The sequence below is a fragment of the Klebsiella sp. K4 genome, assembly GCF_014596785.2.
Lineage (GTDB): Bacteria > Pseudomonadota > Gammaproteobacteria > Enterobacterales > Enterobacteriaceae > Klebsiella > Klebsiella pneumoniae.
In genome coordinates this window covers 988,266-1,013,760 of sequence record NZ_CP115021.1, presented here as the reverse complement: position 1 = coordinate 1,013,760, position 25,495 = coordinate 988,266, and the positions used below count along the sequence as shown (strand labels likewise).

Here is a 25,495-nt window from a genome sequence, read left to right as displayed (position 1 = left end):
GTCCACCCTACGCCTAAAGTCAGGCAAAAAAAACCTGGAATAATCCGGGTCTCAGGCCAGCTCCCCCTTCACCAGGGGAACAAAGCGAACGGCCTCGACGGTATCAATGATAAATTCGTTGCCCCGACGACGGATCCGTTTGAGAAACTGATGCTCTTCGCCGACCGGCAGCACCAGCACGCCGTCATCATCCAGCTGCGCCAGCAGCGCGGTCGGTATTTCCGGCGGCGCCGCCGTCACAATAATGGCATCAAACGGCGCCCGCGCCTGCCAACCTTGCCACCCATCGCCATGACGGGTTGAAACATTATGTAAATCAAGTTGTTTCAGGCGACGACGCGCCTGCCACTGTAAACTCTTAATTCGCTCTACCGAGCATACGTGATGCACCAGATGCGCCAGGATGGCCGTCTGGTAGCCGGAACCGGTGCCGATCTCCAGCACCCGCGACTCCGGCGTCAGCGTCAGCAGCTCGGTCATCCGCGCCACCATATACGGCTGGGAGATGGTCTGCCCCTGGCCAATCGGCAGCGCGGTGTTTTCCCACGCTTTATGTTCAAAGGCTTCATCAACAAACTTTTCGCGCGGGACCAGCGCGATCGCCTCGAGGACACGTTCATCGACGATGCCCTGCGTGCGCAGTTGATTCAACAAACTTTCAACACGTTTACTTACCATTGCCTGTCAACCCCGACACGTTCCAGCCAATCGGTGACCACCTCATGCGCCTGATGGGCGGTTAAATCGACGTGCAATGGCGTCACGGAAACATAGCCTTCATCCACTGCCGCAAAATCGGTGCCCGGCCCGGCATCGCGCTTATCGCCCGGCGGGCCAATCCAGTACAGGGTGTTGCCGCGAGGATCTTGTTGCGGGATCACCTGGTCGGCCGGATGGCGGTTGCCGCAGCGGGTCACGCGAATGCCCTTGATTTGATCAAGCGGGAGATCCGGCACGTTGATGTTAAGGATCCGCCCGGTACGCAGCGGCTCGCGGCTTAGGGCGCGCAAAATGGTGCAGGTTACCGCCGCGGCGGTATCGTAATGCTGATAGCCGTTCAGCGACACGGCCAGCGCGGGGAACCCCAGATGACGGCCTTCCATCGCCGCGGCCACAGTGCCGGAATAGATGACGTCGTCGCCCAGGTTGGGGCCGGCATTAATACCGGAAACCACGATGTCCGGACGCGGGCGCATCAGCGCGTTCACGCCGAGATAGACACAGTCGGTCGGGGTGCCCATCTGGACGGCGATGTCGCCATTTTCAAAGGTAAACGTACGCAGGGACGATTCCAGCGTCAGCGAATTTGAGGCCCCGCTGCGGTTACGATCGGGTGCAACCACCTGGACCTCGGCAAACTCCCTTAAGGCCTTCGCCAGGGTCTGTATCCCCGGCGCATGGATCCCGTCATCGTTACTCAGCAATATTCGCATAGTCACCCGTTGTATTGATAAGCTCCCTGACCACGCTGGTGGCGAAGCTGCCCGCCGGCAGCCAGAAACGCAGTTCAACGGTTACGTCATCCCACCAGTTCCAGCTGAGCTGCTGTGGATAGAGAAGCATCGCCCGGCGCGCCGCCTCGACTTTCTCCCGTACCAGCAGCGCCTGCAACGCGGTTTCCTCGGCGATCGCGGCCTGCTCGAAAGCCAGGGCGTCGCGCTGGCTTCCCCAGTCGCCGCTGCCCGGCAGCGTGGCCGTAATCATCAGTTCGCGGTTATGCACCCGCGCCTGCGAAACCTCGAGTTCTTCCGGTGTGACGACAAACCAGCTCCCGCGCCCCGCTAATTGTAGCGCATCGCCATCAACGACCTGATTAAATTCCGTTTTTTTTAATCTAATACTCACTTGCTGATTAAACAACGCGCTGCGGGCTGCCGACAACCAAAAACTGCGCTTATTGCGATCGCGCACTGGCGCGCCGCTCTCCGCCCAGCGCAGGGCGCCCTGCAGGTTACTGCCGCCAATGCCGAAGCGCTGCGCGCCGAAATAGTTCGGCACTCCCCGTTCAGCGATGGCCTGCAGACGCGTCTCCACGTCCTGGCGATCGCTAATCTCGCGCAGGATCACGGTAAACTGGTTGCCTTTCAGCGCGCCTAAACGCAGCTTACGCTTATGGCGAGCATATTCCAGTACCTGGCAGCCCTCGAGCTGAAATTTGCTCAGGTCCGGCATCTCTTTGCCGGGCACCCGGGCGCACAGCCACTGCTCGGTGACCGCGTGCTTATCTTTTTGCCCGGCGAAGCTCACTTCACGGGCGTGGATCTTAAGGAATTTCGCCAGCGCGTCGGCGACAAAGCGCGTATTGCAGCCGTTTTTCAGGATCCGCACCAGCACGTGTTCGCCTTCGCCGTCCGGGGCAAATCCCAGATCTTCCACCACCAGAAAATCTTCCGGATTGGCTTTCAGCAGCCCACTGCTCTGCGGTTTGCCGTGCAGCCAGGTCAGTTGGTCAAAGGCGATCATTTGTCGGCCTTACGCAGCAGCGCAACCGCTTCGCAGGCGATCCCTTCCCCGCGGCCGGTGAAGCCGAGCTTCTCGGTGGTGGTCGCTTTCACGTTGACGTCGTCCATATGGCAGCCGAGATCCTCAGCGATAAAGACGCGCATCTGCGGAATATGCGGCAGCATTTTCGGCGCCTGGGCAATAATCGTGACGTCGACGTTGCCGAGCGTATAGCCCCTGGCCTGAATGCGGCGCCATGCTTCGCGCAGCAGTTCGCGGCTATCGGCGCCTTTAAACGCCGGATCGGTATCGGGGAACAGCTTGCCGATATCGCCCAGCGCCGCGGCGCCAAGCAGCGCGTCGGTCAGCGCATGCAGCGCGACGTCGCCGTCGGAGTGGGCCAGCAGCCCTCTTTCATAAGGAATACGTACCCCGCCAATGATGATTGGGCCTTCACCGCCAAAAGCGTGTACGTCAAAACCATGTCCAATTCGCATTAAGCTTTCTCCTGGTGTCGGGAACGGGTGAGGTAAAATTCAGCCAGCGCCAGGTCTTCCGGGCGCGTCACTTTAATATTATCCGCGCGTCCGGCGACCAGCTGCGGATGGAAGCCGCAGTACTCCAGCGCCGAGGCTTCATCGGTGATAGTGGCACCCTCGTTTAGCGCGCGAGTGAGGCAATCCACCAGCAGCTCGCGAGGGAAAAGTTGCGGGGTGAGCGCATGCCACAGGTCATTGCGGTCGACGGTATGGGCGATAGCGGTTTTGCCCGGCTCGGCGCGCTTCATGGTGTCGCGCACTGGCGCCGCAAGGATCCCGCCGACGCGGCTGGTTTCGCACAGCGACAGCAGGCGGCTGAGGTCGTCCTGATGCAGGCAGGGGCGCGCGGCGTCATGCACCAGCACCCACTGCGCCTCCGGCAACGCCCGCAGGCCGGCGAGTACTGAATCGGCGCGCTCAGCGCCGCCATCCACCACGGTAATCTGCGGATGCTGCGCCAGCGGCAGCTGGCTGAAGCGGCGATCGCCGGGGCTGACGGCAATCACCACCCGCTGGACGCGCGCATCCGCCAGCAGCGCGGCGACCGCGTGTTCGAGAATCGTTTTGTTACCGATTGAGAGATATTGTTTCGGGCATTCCGTTTGCATGCGGCGGCCGAAACCGGCTGCCGGCACCACGGCGCAAACGCCCGGAAAAGTGGCTGCCATGTTGTAATCCTGGGCCTGGTTATCGATTGTTCTGCTGTTGCCCCGATGCCTGATTGCGTTTAGACGCATCCGGTACCAGACGATAGAAGGTTTCGCCCGGGCGGGTCATGCTGAGTTCATTGCGCGCACGCTCCTCAATCGCTTCCTGCCCGCCGTTGAGGTCGTCAATTTCGGCAAACAGCTGATCGTTGCGTGCTTTTAATTTGGCGTTAGTCGCCTGCTGGGCGGTGACGTCGTCGTTAACCCGCGTGTAGTCGTGCAGGCCGTTTTTACCGAACCACAGCGAATACTGTAGCCAGACCAGCAAAGCTAATAATAGCAGCGTTAGTTTACCCATCCTGCCCCCTGAAAAACGGCATCATCATCCCAAAACTCGCCCGGGTACGCTACCGGGGCGCGCGGACGATGCCGCGTAACGCGGGGACTGTACCATATTTTTGCTGTCGATACCCATGCTTGATTCATACCAGCAACGGGTTATCCCAACAGCCAGAGGAAGAGTAGCGCAAACATCAGCCCAACGGTCAGGATGGTCGCGCTGACGCTATAGAGCAGTTTGCCATTGAGCAGAGAGTGCAGCGCAATACCGACCACCACCGCCACCGGCATCAACGCAAGGAAGAATGGCCAGGTGTAGAGGAGAAAGAAGAGTGTATTACTGCCATAGAGAAGGAAGGGAATACCCAGCGCCAGCAGCCACGAAATAAAGCCCACGGCAGCGCCCGACAAAGACCAGGTGGTCTCGTCGCCGATCGCCGGAGGCGGTTCTGAACGAATAATACTGAGGTTCTGGGTATTGCGCATATCGAATCCTGTAGACCGGGCAACCGGCACCCCTCGATGCCGCTGCCGTTTCAGGATCTGATAATATCGCTCTGTTGCAGCAGGTCTAATAGTTGGTGCACCAAATTTGTTACCAATTGTTCACCATCCAGATGAATTTCCGCCTTTTCCGGTGCCTCATAGACCGAGTCTATGCCGGTGAAATTGCGTAATTCCCCTGCCCGCGCTTTCTTATACAATCCTTTCGGATCCCGCGCCTCGCAGATGGCCAGCGGGGTATCGACGAACACTTCGATAAAGCGTCCTTCCCCGAGGCGCTCGCGCACCATCTGCCGTTCCGCACGGTGCGGAGATATAAATGCCGTCAATACCACCAGCCCGGCATCGACCATCAGCCTGGCCACTTCGCCGACGCGGCGAATGTTCTCTTTGCGATCCTCATCGCTGAATCCCAGGTCGCTGCACAGGCCATGGCGCACGTTATCGCCGTCCAGCAGATAGGTGCTGACGCCGCGCTCATGCAGGGCCTCCTCCAGCGCCCCGGCGACGGTGGATTTACCCGACCCCGAAAGGCCGGTAAACCACAGCACCACGCCGCGATGGCCGTGATGCTGTTCCCGCTGCTGTTGGGTCACAGGGTGGGCATGCCAGACGACGTTTTCGTCATGCTGGGCCATTATTTGCCTCCCAGCAGGTCGCGGGCGTCCCAGTGCGGGAAATGTTTACGGATCAGCTGGTTCAGCTCCAGCTCGAAGGCGCTGTACTGTGATGCCGAAGTCGATGCCTGCAGGTGCGGCTCGTTGACCATCCCGGCGCCGACGGTGACGTTGGTCAGGCGATCGATAAAGATAAGCCCGCCGGTCACCGGGTTTTGCTGATACGGATCCAGCACTAAAGGTTCGTCAAAGGTCAGCTCCACCAGGCCGATGCCGTTCAGCGGCAGAGACTCGACTTCACGCTGGGTCAGGTTGTTAATATCGACCTGGTAGCGGATAGCGTCGACGCGAGCGCGGGTCTTCTTGCCGGCGATTTTGATGTCGTAGCTCTGGCCCGGGGTCAGCGGCTGTTCGGCCATCCACACCACGTCGATGCTGGCGCTTTGTACCGCCGGCAGCGAGGCTTGCGCGTCAACCAGCAGGTCGCCGCGACTGATGTCGATTTCATCTTTCAGCACAAGGGTAATGGCTTCGCCGGCGGCGGCTTCCTGCAGGTCGCCGTCGAAGGTGACGATACGCGCCACGCTCGATTCGACGCCCGACGGCAGCACCTTCAGACGCTGGCCAACCTGCACGGTACCGGAGGCGACCGTGCCGGAGAAGCCGCGGAAATCGAGGTTCGGACGGTTAACATACTGCACCGGGAAGCGCAGCGGCTGGCTCTCGACCACCCGCTGGATCTCTACGGTTTCGAGGACTTCCAGCAGCGTCGGGCCACTGTACCACGGCATATTCGCGCTCTGGCTGGCGACATTATCGCCTTCCAGCGCCGACAACGGCACAAAGCGGATATCAAGGTTGCCCGGCAGCTGCTCGGCAAAGGTCAGATAATCTTCCCGGATCTCGTTGAAGCGCGCTTCGCTAAACTCGACGAGATCCATTTTGTTGACCGCCACTACCAGGTGTTTAATGCCCAGCAGCGTCGAGATGAAGCTGTGGCGGCGGGTCTGGTCGAGCACCCCCTTGCGCGCATCGATCAGCAGGATCGCCAGGTCGCAGGTGGACGCCCCAGTGGCCATATTGCGCGTGTACTGCTCGTGCCCCGGGGTGTCGGCGATGATAAATTTGCGCTTTTCGGTCGAGAAGTAGCGATAGGCCACGTCGATGGTGATGCCCTGCTCGCGCTCAGCCTGCAGGCCGTCCACCAGCAGCGCCAGGTCCAGTTTTTCGCCCTGGGTGCCGTGACGCTTGCTGTCGTTGTGCAGCGAAGAGAGCTGGTCTTCATAGATCTGGCGCGTATCGTGCAGCAGGCGGCCAATTAAGGTGCTTTTGCCGTCATCGACGCTGCCGCAGGTCAAAAAACGCAGCAGGCTCTTGTGCTGTTGCGCGTGCAGGTAAGCTTCTACGCCGCCTTCGTTGGCAATTTGTTGGGCAATGGTCGTGTTCATGGCGGCTCCTTAGAAATACCCCTGACGTTTCTTCAGCTCCATCGAGCCGGCCTGGTCGCGGTCAATGACGCGCCCCTGACGTTCGCTGGTGGTCGATACCAGCATCTCTTCAATAATTTCGGGTAGCGTCTGCGCTTCAGACTCCACCGCGCCGGTCAGCGGCCAGCAGCCGAGGGTACGGAAACGCACCATCCGTTTTTCAATCACCTCGCCCGGCTGCAGATCGATACGGTCGTCATCGATCATCATCAGCATACCGTCGCGCTCCAGCACCGGACGCTCAGCGGCCAGATACAGCGGCACGATTTCAATATTTTCCAGATAGATGTACTGCCAGATATCCAGCTCGGTCCAGTTGGAGAGCGGGAAGACGCGGATGCTTTCGCCTTTGTTAATCTGGCCGTTGTAGTTGTGCCACAGCTCCGGACGCTGATTTTTCGGGTCCCAGCGGTGGAAGCGGTCGCGGAAGGAGTAGATGCGCTCTTTCGCGCGGGATTTCTCTTCGTCGCGACGCGCGCCGCCGAACGCGGCGTCAAAGCCGTATTTGTTCAGCGCCTGCTTCAGCCCTTCGGTTTTCATGATATCGGTATGCTTGGCGCTGCCGTGGACAAACGGGTTGATGCCCATCGCCACCCCTTCCGGGTTTTTATGCACCAGCAGTTCACAGCCGTAGGCTTTAGCGGTCCGGTCGCGGAACTCATACATCTCACGGAATTTCCAGCCGGTATCGACGTGCAGCAGCGGGAACGGCAGGGTTCCCGGATAAAACGCTTTGCGCGCCAGATGCAGCATTACGCTGGAATCTTTCCCGATGGAGTACATCATTACCGGGTTAGAAAATTCGGCGGCCACCTCACGAATAATATGGATGCTTTCCGCCTCCAGTTGCCGCAGGTGAGTGAGTCGTTTTTGGTCCATAACCGTTCCTTAAGCCAGATTGACCACCGAAGCGTTAAACCCCTCGGCGGATGATGTATGTTGAAACCAGGCGAGCTGCTGATGCAACTGCACCACTTCGCCTACCACCAGCAGGGCGGGCATCGGGGCGTCTTTCGCCAGGTGTTCGAGTTGTTGCAATGTGCCGGTTATCGTCTGCTGATCGTCACGGGTGCCACGGGAAATCACCGCCACCGGCGTGTCGCTGTCGCGACCGTGGGCGATCAGCTGGGCGCTGATTTCCGCTGCCTTCATGGTGCCCATGTAGATCGCCAGCGTCTGTTGGCTCTTCGCCAGCAGCGACCAGTCGAAGGGGGCGCTGTCCGGCTTATAGTGGCCGGTGACAAAGACGGCGCTTTGCGCATAATCGCGATGGGTCAGCGGAATACCGGCGTAGGCCGTCGCTCCGGCGGCTGCGGTGACGCCCGGCACCACCTGGAACGGGATCCCCGCCTCGGCGGCAGCCTGCAGCTCTTCTGCGCCGCGGCCAAAAATAAACGGATCGCCGCCCTTCAGGCGCACGACGGTTTTCCCCGCCTTCGCCGCCTCCACCAGCAGCTGATTGGTTTCATGCTGCGGCACCGAATGCTCGCCGGCGCGTTTGCCAACGCAGATCAGCTCGGCATCGCGGCGCACCAGCTCGAGAACCGGCTGAGTCACCAGATGATCGTGGAAAACCACGTCCGCCTGCTGGATCGCCTGCAGACCGCGAAGGGTCAGCAGCCCGGCATCGCCCGGCCCGGCGCCGACCAGAATAATTTCTCCCGTCTCGCGTTCAGGTTTGTCGAGCTCATCCTGCAGCGCCTTTTCCGCCTCCGCAGAGTTGCCCGCCACCATCAGGCTGGCGAAGCGGCCGGTAAAGACGCGCTCCCAGAAGCGGCGACGCGCTTCGGTAGTCGTCAGGCGGGTTTTCAGATGGTTGCGCCAGTAGCTTGCTGATTCCGCCAGCCGACCGAGATTCGTCGGCAGCAGCGCTTCGATTTTTTCACGCAGAATGCGCGACAGCACCGGCGCTTTACCGCTGGAGGAGATCGCCACCAGCAGCGGCGAACGGTCGACGATAGAAGGGAAAACAAACGAGCACAGCGCCTGGTTATCCACCACGTTGACCAACCGGTAGCGCGCGTTAGCTGCCGCAAATACCCGCTGGTTAAGCGCCTCATCCTCGGTGGCCGCAATCACCAGAAAGACATCATCCACCAGCGAGTCGCTGAATTCCGTCGCCCGCCAGCTGAGTGCCTGGCGCGCAGCCAGATCGGCCAGCGCCGGTGACAGCGTTTCAGCGACCACCTGCACCTGCGCCTGGGCGCGCAGCAGGAACTTGATCTTACGTTCAGCAATCTCGCCGCCGCCGATCACCAGCACGGGCCTTTGTTTCAGTTCGGCAAAAAGGGGCAAGTAATCCACGGTGCAACAACTCTCTTACATTCAGCGATACTGCGACTATAGGGTGCGCCTTAGAGCAAATGAAATTACGAAATGGAATGAGTTGTGACACAAAGGAATAACGCGGCGGAAATACAAATATCAAAAAGTGCTTAACGCGCTATTTTTCCGCTATTTAAGAGCAATTGAAATTGTTTAACCGCGGTCACAGTTTCATACTGTACGCGTCAAATTGTCTTGTTCGTGTAAGGACCCCTTATGTTTTCCGCGTTGTGCCGCCGTCTGCTTCCGCTGGCGCTCGGCACCGGTTTTGTTTTTGCCGCCGCCCCCGCATTCAGCGCGCTGGGCGACACCGCCAGTAGCCAGGCCCGCCATATCGCCACCGTCTTCCCGGGACGAATGACCGGAACGCCGCCGGAAATGCTCTCAGCTGACTATCTGCGCCAGCAGTTCGCCCTGATGGGGTATCAGAGCGACGTGCGAAGCTTCAATACCCGCTATATCTATACCGACAGCAATCAGCGCAAGAACTGGCATAACGCCACCGGCAGTACGGTGATCGCCGCCCATGAAGGTAAAGTGCGCCAGCAGATTATTATCATGGCACACCTCGACACCTATGCGCCGCAGAGCGATAAAGACGTGGAGAACAACCTCGGCGGCCTGACGCTGCAGGGCATCGACGACAACGCGATGGGACTTGGCGTGTTGCTGGAGCTGGCGGAGCATTTAAAGAACGTCCCTACCCGCTATGGCATCCGCTTTATCGCCACCAGCGGTGAAGAGGAAGGCCGTCTCGGCGCGCAAAACCTGCTGCAGCGGATGAGCGAAGCGGAAAAGAAAAATACCCTGCTGGTGATCAATCTCGATAATCTGGTGGTGGGCGATAAGCTTTACTTCAACAGCGGCCGCAGCACGCCGGCCTCGGTGCGCAAGCTGACCCGCGATCGCGCGCTGGCTATCGCTCGCAGCAAGGGCATCGCCGCCTACACCAACCCGGGACTCAACCCGGCTTATCCGAAAGGCACCAGCTGCTGCAATGACGCCAGCGTCTTCGACAACGCCGGGATCCCGGTGCTGTCGGTCGAGGCGACTAACTGGTCACTCGGCAAAAAAGATGGCTATCAGCAGCGGAGCAAATCGGCCAGTTTCCCGCAGGGAACCAGTTGGCATGACGTCCATCTGGATAATCAGCAGTATATCGACCACGCGCTGCCGGGGCGCATCGAACACCGCGGGCGCGAGGTAGTGAAAGTCATGCTGCCGCTGGTGAAAGAGCTGGCGAAGGTGGAGAAGAAAAGCTAATACGCACAAAAGAACGCGCGGTATCGCCCGCGTGTTCTTTTTGAATTATCACTCAGAGGAAGAGCTAACAGCTTAACCCTCGTGCAATCCGCACTCGCGTTTAAGCCCGAAGAACCGGGTCTCTTCTTCTGCCATGCCCGGCTCCCACTTGCGGGTGGTGTGGGTATCGCCTACCGAGAGATAGCCCTGATCCCACAGCGGGTGGTACTTCAGCCCGTGCTTTTGCAGGTACTGATACACCGTGCGGTTATCCCAGTCGATAATCGGTAGCACCTTGAACACCCCGCGCTGGACCGCCAGCACCGGAAGCGTAGCCCGGCTGCCCGACTGCTCGCGGCGCAGACCGGCAAACCACGTCTGCGCATTGAGCTCTTTCAGCGCCCGGTTCATCGGCTCAACCTTGTTGATCTCATTGTATTTCTCAATGCCCTCAACGCCCTGCTCCCACAGCTTGCCGTAGCGCGCCTCCTGCCAGGCCGCGCTTTCAGCCGCGCGGTAGACCTTCAGGTTCAGCTTGAGCTTGTCCGTCAGCTCGTCAATAAATTGATAGGTTTCCGGGAACAGGTAGCCGGTATCGGTGAGGATCACCGGAATATCCGGGCGGATCTGATTCACCAGATGCAAACTGACTGCCGCCTGAATGCCAAAGCTCGACGACAGCACATAGTTTCCCGGCAGATTTTCCAGCGCCCACGCCACACGCCCTTCGGCGTCAAGCTTTTCCAGTTGGGCGTTGGTTTCCGCGAGTGCCAGAATGCGTTCCACTTTCGGCAATGCATTAAGCGCGTTTAGATCGAGTACGGACATATGAACCTCGTTTGCCTGTTTTGCCGGACGACACTGCGTTCGTCCGGCCTACGGGTTTCGCTGGCCCGGATCGCTACGCGCCACCGGGCACCAGGATGTTATTCCCAGAAATCGCGGGCTGGGTCGAGCACCGGGCGAATGATGCCCGCACGCACCGTAAAATCGCCGAAGCCTTCACCCGCTTCGCGCTCTTTCGCCCAGCGCCCTACCAGTTCGTCTAGCGAGTCGAGAATTTCCGACTCGGTAATATTCTCACGGTACATCCGCGGGATGCGGGTGCCGTTGCGGTTACCGCCGATGTGCAGGTTATAGCGGCCCGGCGCTTTGCCCACCAGTCCCACTTCCGCCAGCATCGCGCGGCCGCAGCCGTTCGGGCAGCCGGTGACGCGGGTGACGATATGCTCATCGCTCACGCCGTGCTTGCTCATCAGCCCTTCCACCTTGTCGATAAACGACGGCAGGAAACGCTCGGCTTCCGCCATCGCCAGCGGGCAGGTCGGGAAGGAGACGCAGGCCATCGAGTTTTCGCGCTGCGGGGTGACGGCATTCATCAGGCCATGATCCCGCGCGAGCTTCTCGATCCGCGCCTTCTGATCTTCCGGTACGCTGGCGACAATCAGGTTCTGGTTAGCGGTGATGCGGAATTCGCCTTGATGGACCTTAGCAATCTCCAGCAGGCCAGTCTTCAGCGGACGACCCGGATAATCGAGAATGCGGCCGTTTTCAATAAACAGCGTCAGGTGCCACTTATCATCAATCCCCTTCACCCAGCCGATGCGATCGCCGCGGCCGGTAAATTCGTACGGGCGGATCGGCTCAAACTTAATGCCTGCCCGGCGCTCCACTTCCGCTTTGAAGGTTTCGACACCGACGCGCTCAAGGGTGTACTTGGTTTTCGCATTCTTACGGTCGGTACGGTTGCCCCAGTCGCGCTGGGTGGTCACAACCGCTTCCGCCACCGCCAGCGTATGCTCCAGCGGCAGATAACCGAATTCGCTCGCCGTGCGGGCGTAGGTTTTTTTGTTACCATGTTCGATAGAGAGACCGCCGCCCACCAGCAGGTTAAAGCCCACCAGCTTGCCGTTTTCGGCGATCGCCACGAAGTTCATGTCGTTGGCGTGCAGATCGATATCGTTCTGCGGCGGGATCACCACCGTGGTTTTAAACTTACGCGGCAGATAGGTCTGGCCGAGGATCGGCTCTTCGTCGGTAGTGGCGACCTTTTTCTGATCCAGCCAGATCTCGGCATAAGCGCGGGTACGCGGCAGCAGATGCTCAGAGATCTTTTTCGCCCACTCGTAGGCCTCAGCGTGCAGCTGCGACTCGTAGGGGTTGGAGGTGCACAGCACGTTACGGTTCATATCGTTGGCGGTGGCCAGCGCGTCCAGCCCCACCGAGTGCAGCATCTGATGCACCGGTTTGACGTTCTTTTTCAGAATGCCGTGGAACTGAAAGGTCTGCCGGTTGGTCAGGCGAATACTGCCGTAAATGGTGTTCTCAGCGGCAAACTTATCGATCGCCTTCCACTGGGTGGTGGTGATCACCCCGCCCGGCAGACGGCAGCGGAGCAGCATCGCATGACGCGGCTCCAGCTTCTGGGCGGCGCGCTCCGCGCGGATATCGCGATCGTCCTGCTGGTACATGCCGTGGAAACGGATCAGCAGGAAGTTATCGCCTTTAAAACCGCCGGTCAGACCGTCGTTTAAATCTTCCGCAATGGTGCCGCGCAGGTAGTTGCTCTCAAGCTTCATGCGCTCGGCATCACTCAGTTTACCTTCGACCACTAAAGGCCCCGGATGTTTTTCGCTCATTAGTAGACATCTCGCTGATAACGGCGCTCAACGCGCAGCTCACATAAAAATTCGTCCGCCGCTTCGGCGTCCATCGCGCCGTATTCGGCAATCACTTCCAGTAAGGTGTTTTCCACGTCCTTCGCCATGCGATTGGCGTCGCCGCAGACATAAATGTGGGCGCCGTCATTGATCCAGCGCCACAGCTCGGCCCCCTGCTCGCGCAGTTTGTCCTGCACATAGATTTTTTGTTGTTGATCGCGGGACCAGGCCAGATCGATACGGGTCAGCAGACCTTCCTTCACATAGCTCTGCCACTCCACCTGATAGAGGAAATCTTCGGTGAAGTGCGGGTTGCCGAAGAACAACCAGTTCTTGCCTTGCGCTCCGTCCGCAGCGCGCTGCTGCATAAAGGCGCGGAACGGCGCAATACCGGTGCCCGGGCCAATCATGATCACCGGGGTCTCCGGGTTGGCTGGCAGACGGAAGTTGTCGTTGTGTTCGATAAAGACACGGACTTCGCCATCCTCTTCCACGCGGTCGGCGAGGAAGCTGGAGGCGCCGCCAGCCCGGGCGCGGCCTTCAATTTCATAGCGCACCACGCCCACGGTGACATGCACCTCGCTCTCCACTTCCGCCTGTGAGGAAGCAATAGAATACAGGCGCGGCGTCAGTGGACGCAGCAGACCGATTAACGCCTCGGCGTCCAGCTGCGCCGGAGAGAAACGGACCATATCGACGATCGGCGTCGCGGCGGCATACTGCTGCAACTGAGCTTTATCGCCCACCAGCGGCAGCAGCGATTCGCTGCGCGTCAGGGTGGCGTAGTTTTCAACGATAGTCGCGGTGTTAACCGTCAGCTCAAAATGCCACTGCAGGGCTTCCGACAGCGGCAGAGTTTTACCCTCAACGGTCACCGGCTCGTCGCCTTTCAGCCACAGCAGCTCCACCAGCTCTTTCACCAGCTGAGGATCGTTCTGGTACCAGACGCCCAGGGCGTCGCCCGGCTGATAGCGCAGACCGGAATCACCGAGGTCTATTTCGATATGGCGCACATCTTTTTCTGAATTGCGGCCGGTGATTTTCTGATTGACCGACAGGGTCGCCGTCAGGGGCGCTTCTTTGGTATATGGGCTGGTGTGAATATCGTTCACCGCGCCGCTGGTGGCCAGCTGAGCGGGCGCAGCGACCGGCGCACGGGCCTTCAGCGCCTCAACCACGCGCGCGCGCCATTCAGCGGCCGCGGCCTGATATTCAACGTCGGCATCAACGCGATCGAGCAGACGTTCCGCGCCGAGCTCGGCCAGCTTGTTGTCGAAATCTTTGCCGGACTGACAGAAAAATTCATAAGAGGTATCGCCGAGACCAAAGACGGCGAACGCGGTCCCGTCCAGCTTCGGCGCTTTCTTAGAGAACAGGAACTTATGCAATGCGACCGCTTCTTCCGGCGGCTCTCCTTCCCCCTGGGTGGACGTTACAACCACCAGCAGTTTTTCCGCAGCAATTTGTTTGAATTTATAATCGCCTGCATTCACCAGCTTCACGTTCAGCTTCGCCGCCAGCAGATCGTCACGCAGCGCTTCGGCGACGCGGCGGGCGTTGCCGGTTTGCGAGGCGGAAATCAGCGTGATCGTCGGTACCTCGGCGGCCGGGGCGGGGGCGGCTACCGCCGTGCCGGACTGCTGATTCAGCACGCCCCAGAAATAGCCAGATACCCAGGCGAGCTGAGTGGGCGTGAAGTCAGTGGTGGCCGCCTGAAGGCGCGCCAGTTGCTCCGGGTTGAGCGGCAGCAAGTTGGAAGGTGGGGCCTGTGTCGTCATGCGTCGTTTGTTCCAGTAAGCAAAGCTGTTATTCGCACCCTGTCAGCGCGACAAAAACAGAAGAGAATAGAAGGTTAACGGCGGGCATAGTAACAATTAAAGAAGGGATGGAAATAATAAATAACCAAATGGACTAACCTGTTTTAGTTGTAGTTATTAACAACAAAATCGATTAAATAAGCAATTGAAATATAAGAGATTAAATCAAATAAAGCAGATAAACATGTCCATTTTCTGTTCACGGCCGTTTTAGTTAATGCGAAAAAATGTACTTTCCGGTACCCTACGGCGGTTTTTTTCGTCCTGTTGAGAGTCAATGATGTCCACCACGCTGTTTAAAGATTTCACCTTCGAAGCCGCCCACCACCTGCCGCACGTCCCGGAAGGACACAAATGCGGTCGCCTGCATGGCCACTCCTTTATGGTGCGTCTGGAGATCACCGGTGAAGTCGATCCCCATACCGGGTGGATCATGGATTTTGCCGAGCTGAAGGCCGCCTTTAAGCCGACATACGATCGCCTCGACCACTATTATCTGAACGATATTCCTGGTCTGGAAAACCCCACCAGCGAAGTGCTGGCCAAATGGATCTGGGATGAGATGAAACCGCGGGTGCCGCTGCTGAGCGCCGTGATGGTCAAAGAGACCTGCACCGCCGGCTGCGTCTATCGCGGCGAGTAAGCGATAAAAAGCCCGGTCAGTACGCTGCCGGGCTTTTTTATCAGGCAATATTCAGATACTTGTGCGTCTGCATGGACAGGCGCCAGTTGCGGGCGATGCAGGTGTCGATACACAGGCGCGTCGCATCTTCTTTCTGACTGATCGGCTGCAGGGCGATGATCCGCGGTTTGTCATCGCTCAGCGTTTCCAGCAGTTCGTCCAGCGCTTCTATGTCGCGGACGCGCCCTACCGGATGCTTGATCTCATCCGCCCGCTGCAGGGCCTGAGACAGCACGTCATAGCCACCGCGCATGTTGACCTTCGGGGAAACCGTCACCCAGGTATTGGGGCTGCAGCGTACTTCATGGGTGCCGCTGGTTTCAATCTGACAGCTAAAGCCGTTTTGTTCCAGAAGCGAGGTTAACGGCGTTAAATCATGAATGCAGGGCTCACCGCCGGTAATGACCACGTGGCGGGCAGTCCACCCCTGCCGCCCAATAATCGCCAGCAGATCCTCGCTGCTTGCCGGGCCCCACTTGTCGCTCTCTTTGGTTTTCGCCAGGATGCTGAACAACGACACTTCCCGATCGGCCAGCTTGTCCCAGGTATGCTTGGTGTCACACCACGCGCATCCTACCGGGCATCCCTGCAGACGAATAAAGATGGCAGGCACGCCGGTGAAGTAACCCTCGCCTTGCAGGGTCTGGAACATCTCGTTAATCGGGTACTGCATAGTCATCTCTGTTTAGGGTGATAAACGTTCATTATCGCAGATTTCGCTGCCCAGGTCTTGTCCTGCGCTGCGATCGCTTTTTTACCCCTCCGTCAATATCCGTGTCGGGAATAATATTATTGATTAAAAAAGCAATCTTTTCTTTTGGCTTAGTTTATTAGCATGATAAGAATTAAAATAAATAGCATTCTGACGCGCGGGGGGAAATATGTAACAGAAAATGTTATTCCTGTCATTCAGGATAAAATAAAAGGTCCAAGAACCAAAATAAAAAACCTTAAAATACAGTAATGTACAAACTGATACATGAAATAGTGAATTATCTGGCCGATCTGCGAGTCCAATTCTATCCCCCGGTAATAATAACCTTAAACTGGTCTTAATAAAGCCCTGATCGGGTCCCTTTTTTATTTAATTGTCGTTTACTTTTGCCCGCCTAGAATCCCGCAGACCAACCATAATGAGATAGCGTTTATGACCACATTATTAATTACCGGCGTTACGGGGTTTCTGGGCGGTGCCGCGTTAGAGAAAATACTCCATCAGGAAACCCGGTTAGATCTGCTGCTGCTGGTACGTGCTGATAGCCCCGAGGCTGGCCTCGAACGGGTCAAAGAGAACATGCGTAAGTTCAACATCGCCGAGGAGAAGCTGGCGATGTTGCGCCAGCAGCATATCCTGCTGGGCGATCTCGCCTCTCCGGAGCATTTTCTTAACGATCCGCGCCTCGATCAGGTCACGCACATCCTCAACTGCGCCGCTGTCGCCTCATTTGGCAGCAACCCGCTTATCTGGAAGGTTAACGTTGAGGGCACGCTGCGCCTGGCGCAACGTATGGCGCAGGTGACGGGTCTGCAGCGCTTTCTGCACGTCGGTACGGCGATGTCATGTTCGCCTGAACCGGATTCACTGGTCGCTGAAAGCGCGGAGTTTCGGGAACGCGCTGAGCACCTGGTGGAATATACCCACTCGAAGTCGACCATCGAGCAGCTGATGCAGCAGCAGTGCCCTACGCTACCGCTGGTAATTGCCCGCCCCTCTATCGTGGTGGGTCATACCCATCACGGCTGCCGGCCTTCCAGCAGTATTTTCTGGGTGTTCAGCATGGGGCTGATGCTGCAGAAATTCATGTGCTCCATGGAGGACCGAATTGACGTTATCCCGGTGGACTACTGCGCCGACGCCCTGCTAATGCTGCTTAACCAGCCTCTGGCTCACGGCGAGGTGGTGCATATCTCTGCTGGCGAAGAGAACAGCGTGAAGTTTGCCGAAATCGACCGGGCGATGGCTCAGGCCCTGGAGCAGGCGCCGGTGGGGGATAAGTACGCCCAGGTGAGCTATGAAACGCTGGTCAAAATGAGACGCGAACTGAAAGGGATATTTGGGCCATGCAATGAGCGGCTGATGCTGAAAGCCATGCGCTTATACGGCGCGTTCGCCACCCTGAACGTGCGCTTTAGTAACGACAAGCTGCTGAGCATGGGGATGCCAAAACCGCCGCGCTTTACCGATTACATCGACCGCTGCGTGGAAACCACCCGCGGGTTGTCGATCCCTCAGCAAATGGCCGTCGACTTTAAATAATGGCCGCAGGCGTAAAAAAAATGCCAGCCCGAAGGCTGGCATGATTATTTCACAAGGACAGGATTAAGCCTGACCTTTGATCTCTTTACGACCGTTGAACGGCGCTTGCTCACCCAGCGCTTCTTCGATACGAATCAGCTGGTTGTATTTAGCAACGCGGTCAGAACGGCTCATAGAACCAGTTTTGATCTGGCCTGCAGCGGTACCAACAGCCAGGTCGGCAATGGTAGCGTCTTCAGTTTCGCCAGAACGGTGAGAGATAACAGCGGTGTAGCCAGCGTCTTTCGCCATCTTGATAGCAGCCAGAGTTTCGGTCAGAGAACCGATCTGGTTGAACTTGATCAGGATGGAGTTAGCGATGCCTTTTTCGATGCCTTCTTTCAGGATCTTGGTGTTGGTTACGAACAGGTCGTCACCAACCAGCTGGATTTTGTCGCCCAGTACTTTGGTCTGGTAAGCGAAACCTTCCCAGTCAGATTCGTCCAGACCATCTTCGATGGAGACGATCGGGTACTGTTTGGTCAGCTCTTCCAGGAAGTGAGTGAACTCTTCAGAGGTGAATGCTTTGTTGCCTTCGCCAGCCAGAACGTATTTACCGTCTTTGTAGAATTCAGACGCCGCGCAGTCCATCGCCAGGGTGATGTCTTTGCCCAGCTCGTAGCCTGCAGCTTTAACCGCTTCAGCGATAACAGCCAGCGCTTCGGCGTTGGAACCCAGGTTCGGCGCGTAGCCGCCTTCGTCACCAACGGCAGTGTTCATGCCTTTGGACTTCAGCACTTTCGCCAGGTGATGGAACACTTCAGAACCCATGCGTACTGCTTCTTTCAGGGTCGGCGCGCCAACCGGCTGAATCATGAATTCCTGGATGTCGACGTTGTTGTCAGCGTGCTCACCGCCGTTGATGATGTTCATCATCGGAACCGGCATGGAGTATTTGCCCGGAGTGCCGTTCAGTTCAGCGATGTGCGCGTACAGCGGCAGGCCTTTGGACGCAGCAGCTGCTTTGGCGTTCGCCAGAGAAACGGCCAGGATAGCGTTCGCACCGAAGTTAGATTTGTTTTCAGTACCGTCCAGGTCGATCATGATCTTGTCGATGCCAGCCTGATCTTTAGCATCTTTGCCCAGGATTGCCTGAGCGATCGGGCCGTTTACCGCAGCAACAGCTTTGGTTACGCCTTTACCCAGGAAACGGGATTTGTCGCCATCGCGCAGTTCCAGCGCTTCGCGGGAACCAGTAGAAGCACCTGACGGAGCAGCTGCCATACCGACGAAACCACCTTCCAGGTGTACTTCGGCTTCAACAGTCGGGTTACCACGGGAGTCGATGATTTCACGACCGATGACTTTAACGATTTTGGACATTAGGTTTTCCTCAGTACAAGTTAAACTAAAACTCCAGACAAACAATGCACCCGGATGGGTGCATTGCCGTTCAAACTCTTTTTACTTCGCCTGGCGTTTCTGGTACTCGCTCGCGGCTTTCACAAAGCCGGCAAACAGCGGGTGTCCATCACGCGGCGTCGAAGTAAACTCCGGGTGGAACTGGCAGGCCACAAACCACGGATGGTTCGGCACTTCGATGATCTCGACCAACTGATCATCCCCGGAACGGCCCGCAACGCGCAGACCGGCAGCTTCAATCGGTTTCAACAACATGTTGTTGACTTCGTAGCGGTGACGATGACGCTCGGTGATGGTCGGCTCGCCGTAAAGCTGGCGTACCAGAGAATCATCACTCAGCTGGCACTGCTGCGCGCCCAGGCGCATGGTGCCGCCCAGATCGCTCTTCTCAGAGCGGACTTCAACGTTGCCATCTTCGTCACGCCATTCGGTAATCAGGGCCACGACCGGGTATTTACAGTCTGGCACAAATTCCGTCGAGTTGGCGTTTTCCATACCCGCTACGTTACGCGCGAACTCAATCAGCGCAACCTGCATACCCAGGCAGATGCCCAGATAAGGAATATTGTTTTCACGCGCATAGCGCGCGGTGGCGATCTTGCCTTCAACGCCGCGGTAGCCGAAGCCGCCCGGGATCAGGATAGCGTCTAAATCCTTGAGGATTTCGACGCCGCGCGTTTCCACATCCTGCGAATCGATCAGCTTGATGTTGACGGTAACGCGATTTTTCAGACCGCCGTGTTTCAGCGCTTCAATCACCGACTTGTAGGCATCCGGCAGTTCAATGTACTTACCGACCATACCGATGGTGACTTCGCCTGCCGGATTAGCTTCTTCATAGATTACCTGTTCCCATTCGGCCAGGTTTGCTTCCGGACAAGTTAAGCTGAATCGTTTACAAATATAATCGTCCAGCCCCTGAGATTTCAACAGGCCCGGAATTTTATAAATGGAATCGACGTCTTTCAGAGAAATCACAGCCTTTTCCGGAACGTTACAGAACAAAGCAATTTTGGCTCGTTCGTTGGCCGGAACCGCGCGATCGGAGCGGCAGATCAGAATATCAGGCTGAATACCGATGGAGAGCAGCTCTTTCACGGAGTGCTGGGTCGGCTTGGTTTTGACTTCGCCCGCGGCGGCCATGTACGGCACCAGAGTCAGGTGCATGAACAGGGTATGCTCGCGGCCGATCTCTACCGCCATCTGACGAATCGCTTCGAGGAACGGCAGGGATTCGATATCGCCTACGGTACCGCCGATTTCCACCAGCACGACGTCATGGCCTTCGCCGCCCGCCAGTACGCGCTCTTTGATAGCGTTGGTGATGTGCGGGATAACCTGAACGGTCGCGCCCAGGTAGTCGCCACGGCGCTCTTTGCGCAGCACGTCGGAGTAGATACGGCCGGTGGTGAAGTTATTGCGGCGCGTCATCTTGGTGCGGATAAAACGCTCATAGTGGCCCAGGTCCAGATCGGTTTCTGCGCCGTCTTCAGTAACGAACACTTCCCCATGCTGGATTGGGCTCATGGTGCCCGGATCGACGTTGATATACGGATCCAGTTTCATGATGGTCACGTTGAGACCACGGGCTTCAAGAATGGCTGCCAGGGAGGCTGCGGCAATGCCTTTACCCAGAGAGGATACGACCCCGCCGGTCACAAAAATATAGTTCGTTGTCATGCTGAACCTGAGAAGTTAGGGTAAAACGATGGAATAACCAGGACGGGAAAGTAGTATACCCGAACATGCGTGACGCCACAAACTTTCATTCTTCCCCTCCCCTTCGTTCTTCAAGTTGCACCTGTGTTGCGACTCGAACAACTCGAAGAGGCAGGCTACATGGTGTTTCAACGACATAAGGGAAAGAGAAAATAGACGCTTTTGGCGAAATGTTTTTGACGTAAATCAAGCGCTTGTTATTTATAAAATCACACAAATCGCGCTTGATCACGAAAATCCGTTAGAGATCAGTTTCCTGGCGTTTTACTTCCTGCCACACTTCTTCCATGGTATCGAGGTCGACGCCGGTCATTTCCAGGCCGCGGGCGGCGACAATACGCTCGACCTCGCGGAAGCGACGCTCAAATTTGAGGTTTGCTTTCTGCAGCGCCACCTCGGCTTTGACGCCCAAATGACGGGATAAGTTCACCGTGGCAAACAGCAGATCGCCCACTTCCTCTTCCAGTTTTGCTTCATCCACCACCGCCTGCTGCGCTTCATGCATCACTTCATCAATTTCTTCATGCACTTTGTCGAGCACCGGGCCCAGCGAGGTCCAGTCGAAACCCACTGCCGAGCAGCGGCGCTGGATTTTATGCGCGCGCATCAGCGCCGGCAGGCTATGGGGAATATCGTCCAGTGCCGAATGCTGGGCTTTTTCCGCTCGCTCCGCGCTTTTGATTTGCTCCCAGCGGGCCAGGACTTCCGTGCTATTGCCCGCCGATGCCTCGCCGAAGATATGCGGGTGGCGACGCTCCAGCTTGTCGCTGATGGCGGCGCAGATATCGTCAAAGTTAAAGCGTCCCTCTTCCTGCGCCATTTGCGCATAGAACACCACCTGGAACAGCAGATCGCCCAGCTCACCGCGCAGATCGTCAAAATCTTCCCGCTGGATAGCATCGAGGACCTCGTAGGTCTCCTCAAGGGTGTAAGGGGCGATAGTGGCAAAGGTCTGCTCTTTATCCCATGGGCAGCCGTTTTCCGGGTCGCGCAGGCGGCGCATGATGCCGAGCAAGCGGTCAATTTGAGTCATGTGACAATCCTGGAAATTTAAAAAATAGTCGGCCGGATAAGGCGTTTAGACCTTATCCGACGTTGCGAAATTGCCGGATGGCGGCTTCGCCTTATCCGGCCTACAGACGAATTAACCGCCGTGCAGACGGCGCGCGTCGATCACATCCGGCACCTGGTTGAGCTTACCGAGCACCCGGCCCAGCACCTGCAGGTTGTAAATCTCGATGGTCATATCGATGGTTGCCAGCTGCTGACGGGTATCGCTGCGGCTGGCGACGCCCAGCACGTTCACCTTCTCATTGGCGAGGATGGTAGTGATATCGCGCAGTAAACCGCTGCGATCGTTCGCCTCCACCCTGACCACCAGCGAGTAGCCCGCCGAGTAGCTTTCGCCCCATACCGCATCGACGATGCGCTCCGGGGCATGCGACTGCAGTTCTGCCAGCTGATCGCAGTCCGCGCGATGCACGGAGATCCCGCGCCCCTGGGTGATAAAGCCGACGATCTCGTCGCCCGGGATTGGCTGGCAGCAGCGGGCAATATGGTGCATCAGGTTGCCTACCCCTTCCACCACTACCCGGCCATTGTCCTTGGTGCGATTTTGCGGCGTGTAGGTTTTCTGCTGCAGTTGCTTCAGCGCGGCCGCATCCTGCTCGGCGGCGCTAGGTTTATTGAACTGCGCCTGCAGGAAGTTGACCATCTGGTTGAGACGGATATCGCCACCGCCGATGGCGGCCAGCAGTTCATCGAGCTCGTTGAAGTTATAGCGCGGCAGCAGGTGCTTTTCCGCATCCTTCAGGCTGATGCCCAAATGCTCCAGCTCGTCGTCGAGGATCTGCCGACCGGCGAGAATGTTCTTGTCGCGATCCTGCTTACGGAACCAGGCGTGGATCTTCGAACGTCCGCGGCTGGTGGTCACATAGCCGAGGTTAGGGTTCAGCCAGTCACGGCTCGGGTTCGGCTGCTTCTGGGTAATAATTTCGATCTGATCGCCCATCTGCAGCTGGTAGGTGAACGGCACGATGCGGCCGCCAATTTTGGCGCCGATGCAGCGATGGCCGACATCGCTGTGAATATGATAGGCAAAGTCGAGCGGCGTCGACCCCGCAGGCAGGTCCACCACGTCGCCTTTCGGCGTAAAGACATACACCCGGTCGTCGAAGACCTGGCTGCGCACTTCGTCGAGCATCTCGCCGGAGTCGGCCATCTCTTCCTGCCAGGCAATCAGCTTACGCAGCCAGGCGATGCGGTCTTCATAGCCGCGGCCGCCGCTGGTGCCGGCTCCCGCGCCCTCTTTGTACTTCCAGTGCGCGGCCACGCCCAGCTCGGCGTCTTCATGCATCTGCCGGGTGCGGATCTGAATCTCCACCGTCTTGCCGCTCGGCCCCAGCACCACGGTATGGATAGACTGGTAACCGTTGGGTTTCGGGTTGGCCACGTAGTCGTCGAATTCATCCGGCAGATGGCGGTAGTGAGTATGGACGATCCCCAGCGCGGCATAGCAATCCTGCAAACGCTCAGCCACAATACGCACCGCGCGAACGTCAAACAGCTCGTCGAAAGCGAGGTGTTTTTTCTGCATTTTGCGCCAGATACTGTAGATATGCTTCGGCCGGCCATAGACCTCGGCCTTGACGCCTTCGGCTTTCATCTCTGAGCGCAGGTGGCCGACAAACTCTTCGATGTAATGCTCGCGGTCGATACGGCGCTCGTGGAGCAGTTTGGCAATGCGCTTGTATTCCGCCGGGTGCAGATAGCGGAAGCAGTAATCTTCCAGCTCCCACTTCAGCTGGCCGATGCCTAAGCGGTTCGCCAGGGGAGCATAGATATTGGTGCACTCTTTCGCCGCAAGAACGCGCTCATCTTCCGGCGCGTCCTTAACCTCACGCAGATGCGCGATACGCTCAGCAAGTTTGATGACCACGCAGCGGAAATCGTCAACCATCGCCAGCAGCATACGGCGAATGTTATCCACCTGCTCGGAAGAGACCGAGTCGGTATGGGTAGCCTTCAGCTGGCGGATAGCGGCCATGTCCCGCACCCCGTGAATCAGGGTCACGACCGATTTACCTACGCTCTCCTGCATCACCTCTTCGCTGACAACTTCGCCGTCGGCCAGCGGGAACAGCAGCGCCGCGCGCAGCGTATCGATGTCCATACTTAGGGTGGAGAGGATCTCCACCATTTCGACGCCCCGCCACAGCAGCAGGTCCGCCTGCGGGTGTCCTTGCGTTTTTTCGCGACAATAATCCCAGGTTTCGGCTAAGCGCTCACACGACTGCTGGCTGGAAATTCCCAGACTCGCGATCCATTTCTTCGGGTCAAATTCACCAGCTTTATTAAGATGTGCACTTCTTACCGCAACCATTGTCCTCTCCTTAAGGGACCGGCCTGCCGAAGTCGGCAAGCCTCAACTTTCTACATGTCATCCTGCAGGTCGCGTCAGCATTCATGGCCAGGGTGGCTCTTCTGCGACGTTGTGAATGACCTTATGTAAGCCTGCGCTCAAACAACACCATTGATTCCAGATGGCCGGTATGCGGGAACATATCCAGCATCGCCAGGCGTTGAATCTGATATCCAGCCTGCAACAGGGTTTCGCTGTCTCGCGCCAGCGTCGCCGGGTTGCAGGAAACATACACCACCCTCCGCGGTGCCAGTTTTATTATATGAGGCATCACGCCCGGCGCGCCGGCGCGGGCCGGGTCCAGCAGCACTTTATCAAAGCCGTGCTTCGCCCAGGCCTGACGGGTGACGTCTTCTTCCAGATTTTCATGGAAGAAAGTGACATTTGATAAACCATTGCGGGCGGCGTTTTCCCGCCCCTTCTCCACCAGCGCCGGCACCCCTTCCACGCCCACCACATGGGCGGCGCGTGTCGCCAGCGGCAGGGTAAAGTTGCCCATCCCGCAGAACAGATCCAGCACCCGGTCCTCTGGCCGCAGATCCAGCCACTCCAGTGCGGTACGCACCATCTGCTGATTTACGCCGTCGTTGACCTGGATAAAATCCCGCGGGCTGAACACTAAGCGTAGTCCGTCTGAGGTATACCATGGCGCTTCGCCATGAATATGCTCCAGTATCTCGCTTTGTGGCGCGAGGTACAGGGAAAGACCGTGAGTTTGCGAAAAGCGTTCCAGTTTTTCCCTGTCTGTCGCCGGCAGGGCTGCGGTATGGCGCAGCACCATCAGCGGGCCATTGTCCGCCTGCACCAGCTCGACGTGGCCGAGATGGCGTAATGCGCTCAGCGCGCTTAAGCACTCGCGCACGGCGGGCAGCAATGCCTCAAGTTGGGGCACCAAAACAGGGCACTGCACCACATCGACGATCGCTTTGGCGTTGGCCTGGCGAAAACCCATCTGCAATTGTTGGGTCTTCGGCTGATAATTCAAGCTCAAGCGTGCGCGACGGCGGTAGCCCCACGGCGCGCCGGCGATGACGTCATCTACCTCACGCTTCATCAGTCGCCCCAGCGCGGCGCGTTTACTTTGCTGCTGAAGCGGAACGCTGGCATGTTGTTGTTGGCATCCGCCGCAGACGCCAAAATGGGGGCAGCGCGGCGCCTGGCGCTGCGGGCTGTCGGTCAGTCGGCGTTTCACCTCGGCGCGGGCGTACTGTTTTTTATCTTCCACCAGCGCCACCTCGGCCTGCTCGTGGGGCAGCACGCCGCTCACGAACAGCGCCTTCCCCTGGTGGCGGGCAACACCCTGACCAAAGGGATCGAGGTCGTTGACTGTAACGGTTATGATCTGGCGCGTCGTCACACACCGTTTTGCAGAGTAGAATTGCGCCATCGTAGAGAG

At 57.9% G+C, this 25,495-nt stretch carries 23 protein-coding genes; 3 read left to right on the top strand and 20 right to left on the bottom strand.

Annotated features, from left to right (window positions below; translation table 11 throughout):
- Positions 1-51: 51 nt before the first annotated feature.
- The 11 genes from IB144_RS05015 to cysG form a co-directional block, all read right to left on the bottom strand.
- Positions 52-678 (bottom strand): protein-L-isoaspartate(D-aspartate) O-methyltransferase, encoded by a 627-nt coding sequence (locus tag IB144_RS05015; RefSeq protein ID WP_002915108.1) that lies wholly within the window; start codon positions 676-678, stop codon positions 52-54.
- A complete protein-coding gene (surE, locus tag IB144_RS05010; protein WP_004174648.1) occupies positions 672-1,433 on the bottom strand; it encodes a 5'/3'-nucleotidase SurE in 762 nt (253 codons plus the stop codon). The genes IB144_RS05015 and surE overlap by 7 nt, the downstream gene beginning before the upstream one ends.
- Entirely contained in the window at positions 1,414-2,463 is a 1,050-nt protein-coding gene (truD, locus tag IB144_RS05005) for a tRNA pseudouridine(13) synthase TruD (RefSeq protein ID WP_004185423.1), read from the bottom strand. Before truD ends, surE begins: the two co-directional genes overlap by 20 nt.
- Complete coding sequence (ispF, locus tag IB144_RS05000) at positions 2,460-2,939, bottom strand: 2-C-methyl-D-erythritol 2,4-cyclodiphosphate synthase (RefSeq protein ID WP_023282944.1); 480 nt, start codon at positions 2,937-2,939, stop codon at positions 2,460-2,462. Before ispF ends, truD begins: the two co-directional genes overlap by 4 nt.
- Positions 2,939-3,649, bottom strand: coding sequence for a 2-C-methyl-D-erythritol 4-phosphate cytidylyltransferase (gene ispD, locus IB144_RS04995; RefSeq protein WP_032425206.1), 711 nt, complete (start codon positions 3,647-3,649; stop codon positions 2,939-2,941). Before ispD ends, ispF begins: the two co-directional genes overlap by 1 nt.
- Before the next feature lie 19 nt (positions 3,650-3,668).
- Complete coding sequence (ftsB, locus tag IB144_RS04990; RefSeq protein ID WP_002915156.1) at positions 3,669-3,986, bottom strand: cell division protein FtsB; 318 nt, start codon at positions 3,984-3,986, stop codon at positions 3,669-3,671.
- Positions 3,987-4,126: 140 nt separating this feature from the next.
- On the bottom strand, positions 4,127-4,453 hold the full coding sequence (locus IB144_RS04985) for a DUF3561 family protein (RefSeq protein WP_002915157.1): 327 nt from the start codon (positions 4,451-4,453) through the stop codon (positions 4,127-4,129).
- Positions 4,454-4,503: 50 nt separating this feature from the next.
- Positions 4,504-5,109 carry an adenylyl-sulfate kinase gene (gene cysC, locus IB144_RS04980; protein WP_002915158.1) on the bottom strand — a complete coding sequence of 202 codons (606 nt, stop codon included), beginning with the start codon at positions 5,107-5,109 and terminating at the stop codon, positions 4,504-4,506.
- Positions 5,109-6,536 (bottom strand): sulfate adenylyltransferase subunit CysN, encoded by a 1,428-nt coding sequence (cysN, locus tag IB144_RS04975; RefSeq protein WP_004181094.1) that lies wholly within the window; start codon positions 6,534-6,536, stop codon positions 5,109-5,111. The genes cysC and cysN overlap by 1 nt, the downstream gene beginning before the upstream one ends.
- Positions 6,537-6,545: 9 nt before the next feature.
- Complete coding sequence (gene cysD, locus IB144_RS04970; protein WP_002915160.1) at positions 6,546-7,454, bottom strand: sulfate adenylyltransferase subunit CysD; 909 nt, start codon at positions 7,452-7,454, stop codon at positions 6,546-6,548.
- A 9-nt stretch (positions 7,455-7,463) separates the two neighbouring features.
- Positions 7,464-8,870 carry a siroheme synthase CysG gene (gene cysG / locus IB144_RS04965; RefSeq protein ID WP_004217556.1) on the bottom strand — a complete coding sequence of 469 codons (1,407 nt, stop codon included), beginning with the start codon at positions 8,868-8,870 and terminating at the stop codon, positions 7,464-7,466.
- A 246-nt stretch (positions 8,871-9,116) separates the two neighbouring features.
- Here cysG and IB144_RS04960 point away from each other — a divergent pair, with 246 nt between their 5' ends.
- Positions 9,117-10,163, top strand: coding sequence for an aminopeptidase (locus IB144_RS04960; RefSeq protein ID WP_040215727.1), 1,047 nt, complete (start codon positions 9,117-9,119; stop codon positions 10,161-10,163).
- 72 nt (positions 10,164-10,235) lie between these two features.
- Here the strand turns inward: IB144_RS04960 and cysH are convergent, their stop codons facing one another.
- The 3 genes from cysH to cysJ form a co-directional block, all read right to left on the bottom strand.
- Positions 10,236-10,970, bottom strand: coding sequence for a phosphoadenosine phosphosulfate reductase (cysH, locus tag IB144_RS04955; RefSeq protein WP_002915177.1), 735 nt, complete (start codon positions 10,968-10,970; stop codon positions 10,236-10,238).
- A gap of 98 nt (positions 10,971-11,068) precedes the next feature.
- Positions 11,069-12,781, bottom strand: coding sequence for an assimilatory sulfite reductase (NADPH) hemoprotein subunit (gene cysI / locus IB144_RS04950; protein WP_023280477.1), 1,713 nt, complete (start codon positions 12,779-12,781; stop codon positions 11,069-11,071).
- The gene (cysJ, locus tag IB144_RS04945) at positions 12,781-14,580 is read right to left on the bottom strand and encodes an NADPH-dependent assimilatory sulfite reductase flavoprotein subunit (RefSeq protein WP_149358883.1); all 1,800 of its coding nucleotides are present in this window, start codon (positions 14,578-14,580) and stop codon (positions 12,781-12,783) included. The genes cysI and cysJ overlap by 1 nt, the downstream gene beginning before the upstream one ends.
- Before the next feature lie 316 nt (positions 14,581-14,896).
- On the opposite strand from cysJ, the gene queD reads away from it, so the two are divergent.
- Positions 14,897-15,262, top strand: a complete 366-nt coding sequence (queD, locus tag IB144_RS04940; RefSeq protein ID WP_004174641.1) for a 6-carboxytetrahydropterin synthase QueD — start codon at positions 14,897-14,899, stop codon at positions 15,260-15,262.
- Between the two features lie 40 nt (positions 15,263-15,302).
- Here the strand turns inward: queD and queE are convergent, their stop codons facing one another.
- Positions 15,303-15,974: a 7-carboxy-7-deazaguanine synthase QueE gene (queE, locus tag IB144_RS04935; protein WP_002915210.1), complete on the bottom strand. Its 672-nt coding sequence runs from the start codon at positions 15,972-15,974 to the stop codon at positions 15,303-15,305.
- A gap of 474 nt (positions 15,975-16,448) precedes the next feature.
- On the opposite strand from queE, the gene IB144_RS04930 reads away from it, so the two are divergent.
- The gene (locus tag IB144_RS04930; protein ID WP_004210593.1) at positions 16,449-17,558 is read left to right on the top strand and encodes an SDR family oxidoreductase; all 1,110 of its coding nucleotides are present in this window, start codon (positions 16,449-16,451) and stop codon (positions 17,556-17,558) included.
- 63 nt (positions 17,559-17,621) lie between these two features.
- Here the strand turns inward: IB144_RS04930 and eno are convergent, their stop codons facing one another.
- From eno to rlmD, 5 genes are all read right to left on the bottom strand, one after another.
- Positions 17,622-18,920: a phosphopyruvate hydratase gene (gene eno / locus IB144_RS04925; RefSeq protein WP_002915213.1), complete on the bottom strand. Its 1,299-nt coding sequence runs from the start codon at positions 18,918-18,920 to the stop codon at positions 17,622-17,624.
- An 81-nt stretch (positions 18,921-19,001) separates the two neighbouring features.
- Positions 19,002-20,639, bottom strand: a complete 1,638-nt coding sequence (gene pyrG / locus IB144_RS04920; RefSeq protein WP_004142808.1) for a glutamine hydrolyzing CTP synthase — start codon at positions 20,637-20,639, stop codon at positions 19,002-19,004.
- Between the two features lie 280 nt (positions 20,640-20,919).
- Positions 20,920-21,711 carry a nucleoside triphosphate pyrophosphohydrolase gene (gene mazG, locus IB144_RS04915; RefSeq protein WP_002915215.1) on the bottom strand — a complete coding sequence of 264 codons (792 nt, stop codon included), beginning with the start codon at positions 21,709-21,711 and terminating at the stop codon, positions 20,920-20,922.
- Positions 21,712-21,822: 111 nt separating this feature from the next.
- Positions 21,823-24,060, bottom strand: a complete 2,238-nt coding sequence (gene relA, locus IB144_RS04910; RefSeq protein WP_002915217.1) for a GTP diphosphokinase — start codon at positions 24,058-24,060, stop codon at positions 21,823-21,825.
- 121 nt (positions 24,061-24,181) lie between these two features.
- Complete coding sequence (rlmD, locus tag IB144_RS04905; RefSeq protein ID WP_149358884.1) at positions 24,182-25,486, bottom strand: 23S rRNA (uracil(1939)-C(5))-methyltransferase RlmD; 1,305 nt, start codon at positions 25,484-25,486, stop codon at positions 24,182-24,184.
- Between the last annotated feature and the right edge of the window lie 9 nt (positions 25,487-25,495).

Bases quoted from the DNA above. Each gene is read 5' to 3' on its own strand.
- IB144_RS05015 (WP_002915108.1), bottom strand. From the start codon at position 678: ATGGTAAGTAAACGTGTTGAAAGTTTGTTGAATCAACTGCGCACGCAG.
- surE (WP_004174648.1), bottom strand. From the start codon at position 1,433: ATGCGAATATTGCTGAGTAACGATGACGGGATCCATGCGCCGGGGATA.
- truD (WP_004185423.1), bottom strand. From the start codon at position 2,463: ATGATCGCCTTTGACCAACTGACCTGGCTGCACGGCAAACCGCAGAGC.
- ispF (WP_023282944.1), bottom strand. From the start codon at position 2,939: ATGCGAATTGGACATGGTTTTGACGTACACGCTTTTGGCGGTGAAGGC.
- ispD (WP_032425206.1), bottom strand. From the start codon at position 3,649: ATGGCAGCCACTTTTCCGGGCGTTTGCGCCGTGGTGCCGGCAGCCGGT.
- ftsB (WP_002915156.1), bottom strand. From the start codon at position 3,986: ATGGGTAAACTAACGCTGCTATTATTAGCTTTGCTGGTCTGGCTACAG.
- IB144_RS04985 (WP_002915157.1), bottom strand. From the start codon at position 4,453: ATGCGCAATACCCAGAACCTCAGTATTATTCGTTCAGAACCGCCTCCG.
- cysC (WP_002915158.1), bottom strand. From the start codon at position 5,109: ATGGCCCAGCATGACGAAAACGTCGTCTGGCATGCCCACCCTGTGACC.
- cysN (WP_004181094.1), bottom strand. From the start codon at position 6,536: ATGAACACGACCATTGCCCAACAAATTGCCAACGAAGGCGGCGTAGAA.
- cysD (WP_002915160.1), bottom strand. From the start codon at position 7,454: ATGGACCAAAAACGACTCACTCACCTGCGGCAACTGGAGGCGGAAAGC.
- IB144_RS04960 (WP_040215727.1), top strand. From the start codon at position 9,117: ATGTTTTCCGCGTTGTGCCGCCGTCTGCTTCCGCTGGCGCTCGGCACC.
- cysH (WP_002915177.1), bottom strand. From the start codon at position 10,970: ATGTCCGTACTCGATCTAAACGCGCTTAATGCATTGCCGAAAGTGGAA.
- cysI (WP_023280477.1), bottom strand. From the start codon at position 12,781: ATGAGCGAAAAACATCCGGGGCCTTTAGTGGTCGAAGGTAAACTGAGT.
- cysJ (WP_149358883.1), bottom strand. From the start codon at position 14,580: ATGACGACACAGGCCCCACCTTCCAACTTGCTGCCGCTCAACCCGGAG.
- queD (WP_004174641.1), top strand. From the start codon at position 14,897: ATGATGTCCACCACGCTGTTTAAAGATTTCACCTTCGAAGCCGCCCAC.
- queE (WP_002915210.1), bottom strand. From the start codon at position 15,974: ATGCAGTACCCGATTAACGAGATGTTCCAGACCCTGCAAGGCGAGGGT.
- IB144_RS04930 (WP_004210593.1), top strand. From the start codon at position 16,449: ATGACCACATTATTAATTACCGGCGTTACGGGGTTTCTGGGCGGTGCC.
- eno (WP_002915213.1), bottom strand. From the start codon at position 18,920: ATGTCCAAAATCGTTAAAGTCATCGGTCGTGAAATCATCGACTCCCGT.
- pyrG (WP_004142808.1), bottom strand. From the start codon at position 20,639: ATGACAACGAACTATATTTTTGTGACCGGCGGGGTCGTATCCTCTCTG.
- mazG (WP_002915215.1), bottom strand. From the start codon at position 21,711: ATGACTCAAATTGACCGCTTGCTCGGCATCATGCGCCGCCTGCGCGAC.
- relA (WP_002915217.1), bottom strand. From the start codon at position 24,060: ATGGTTGCGGTAAGAAGTGCACATCTTAATAAAGCTGGTGAATTTGAC.
- rlmD (WP_149358884.1), bottom strand. From the start codon at position 25,486: ATGGCGCAATTCTACTCTGCAAAACGGTGTGTGACGACGCGCCAGATC.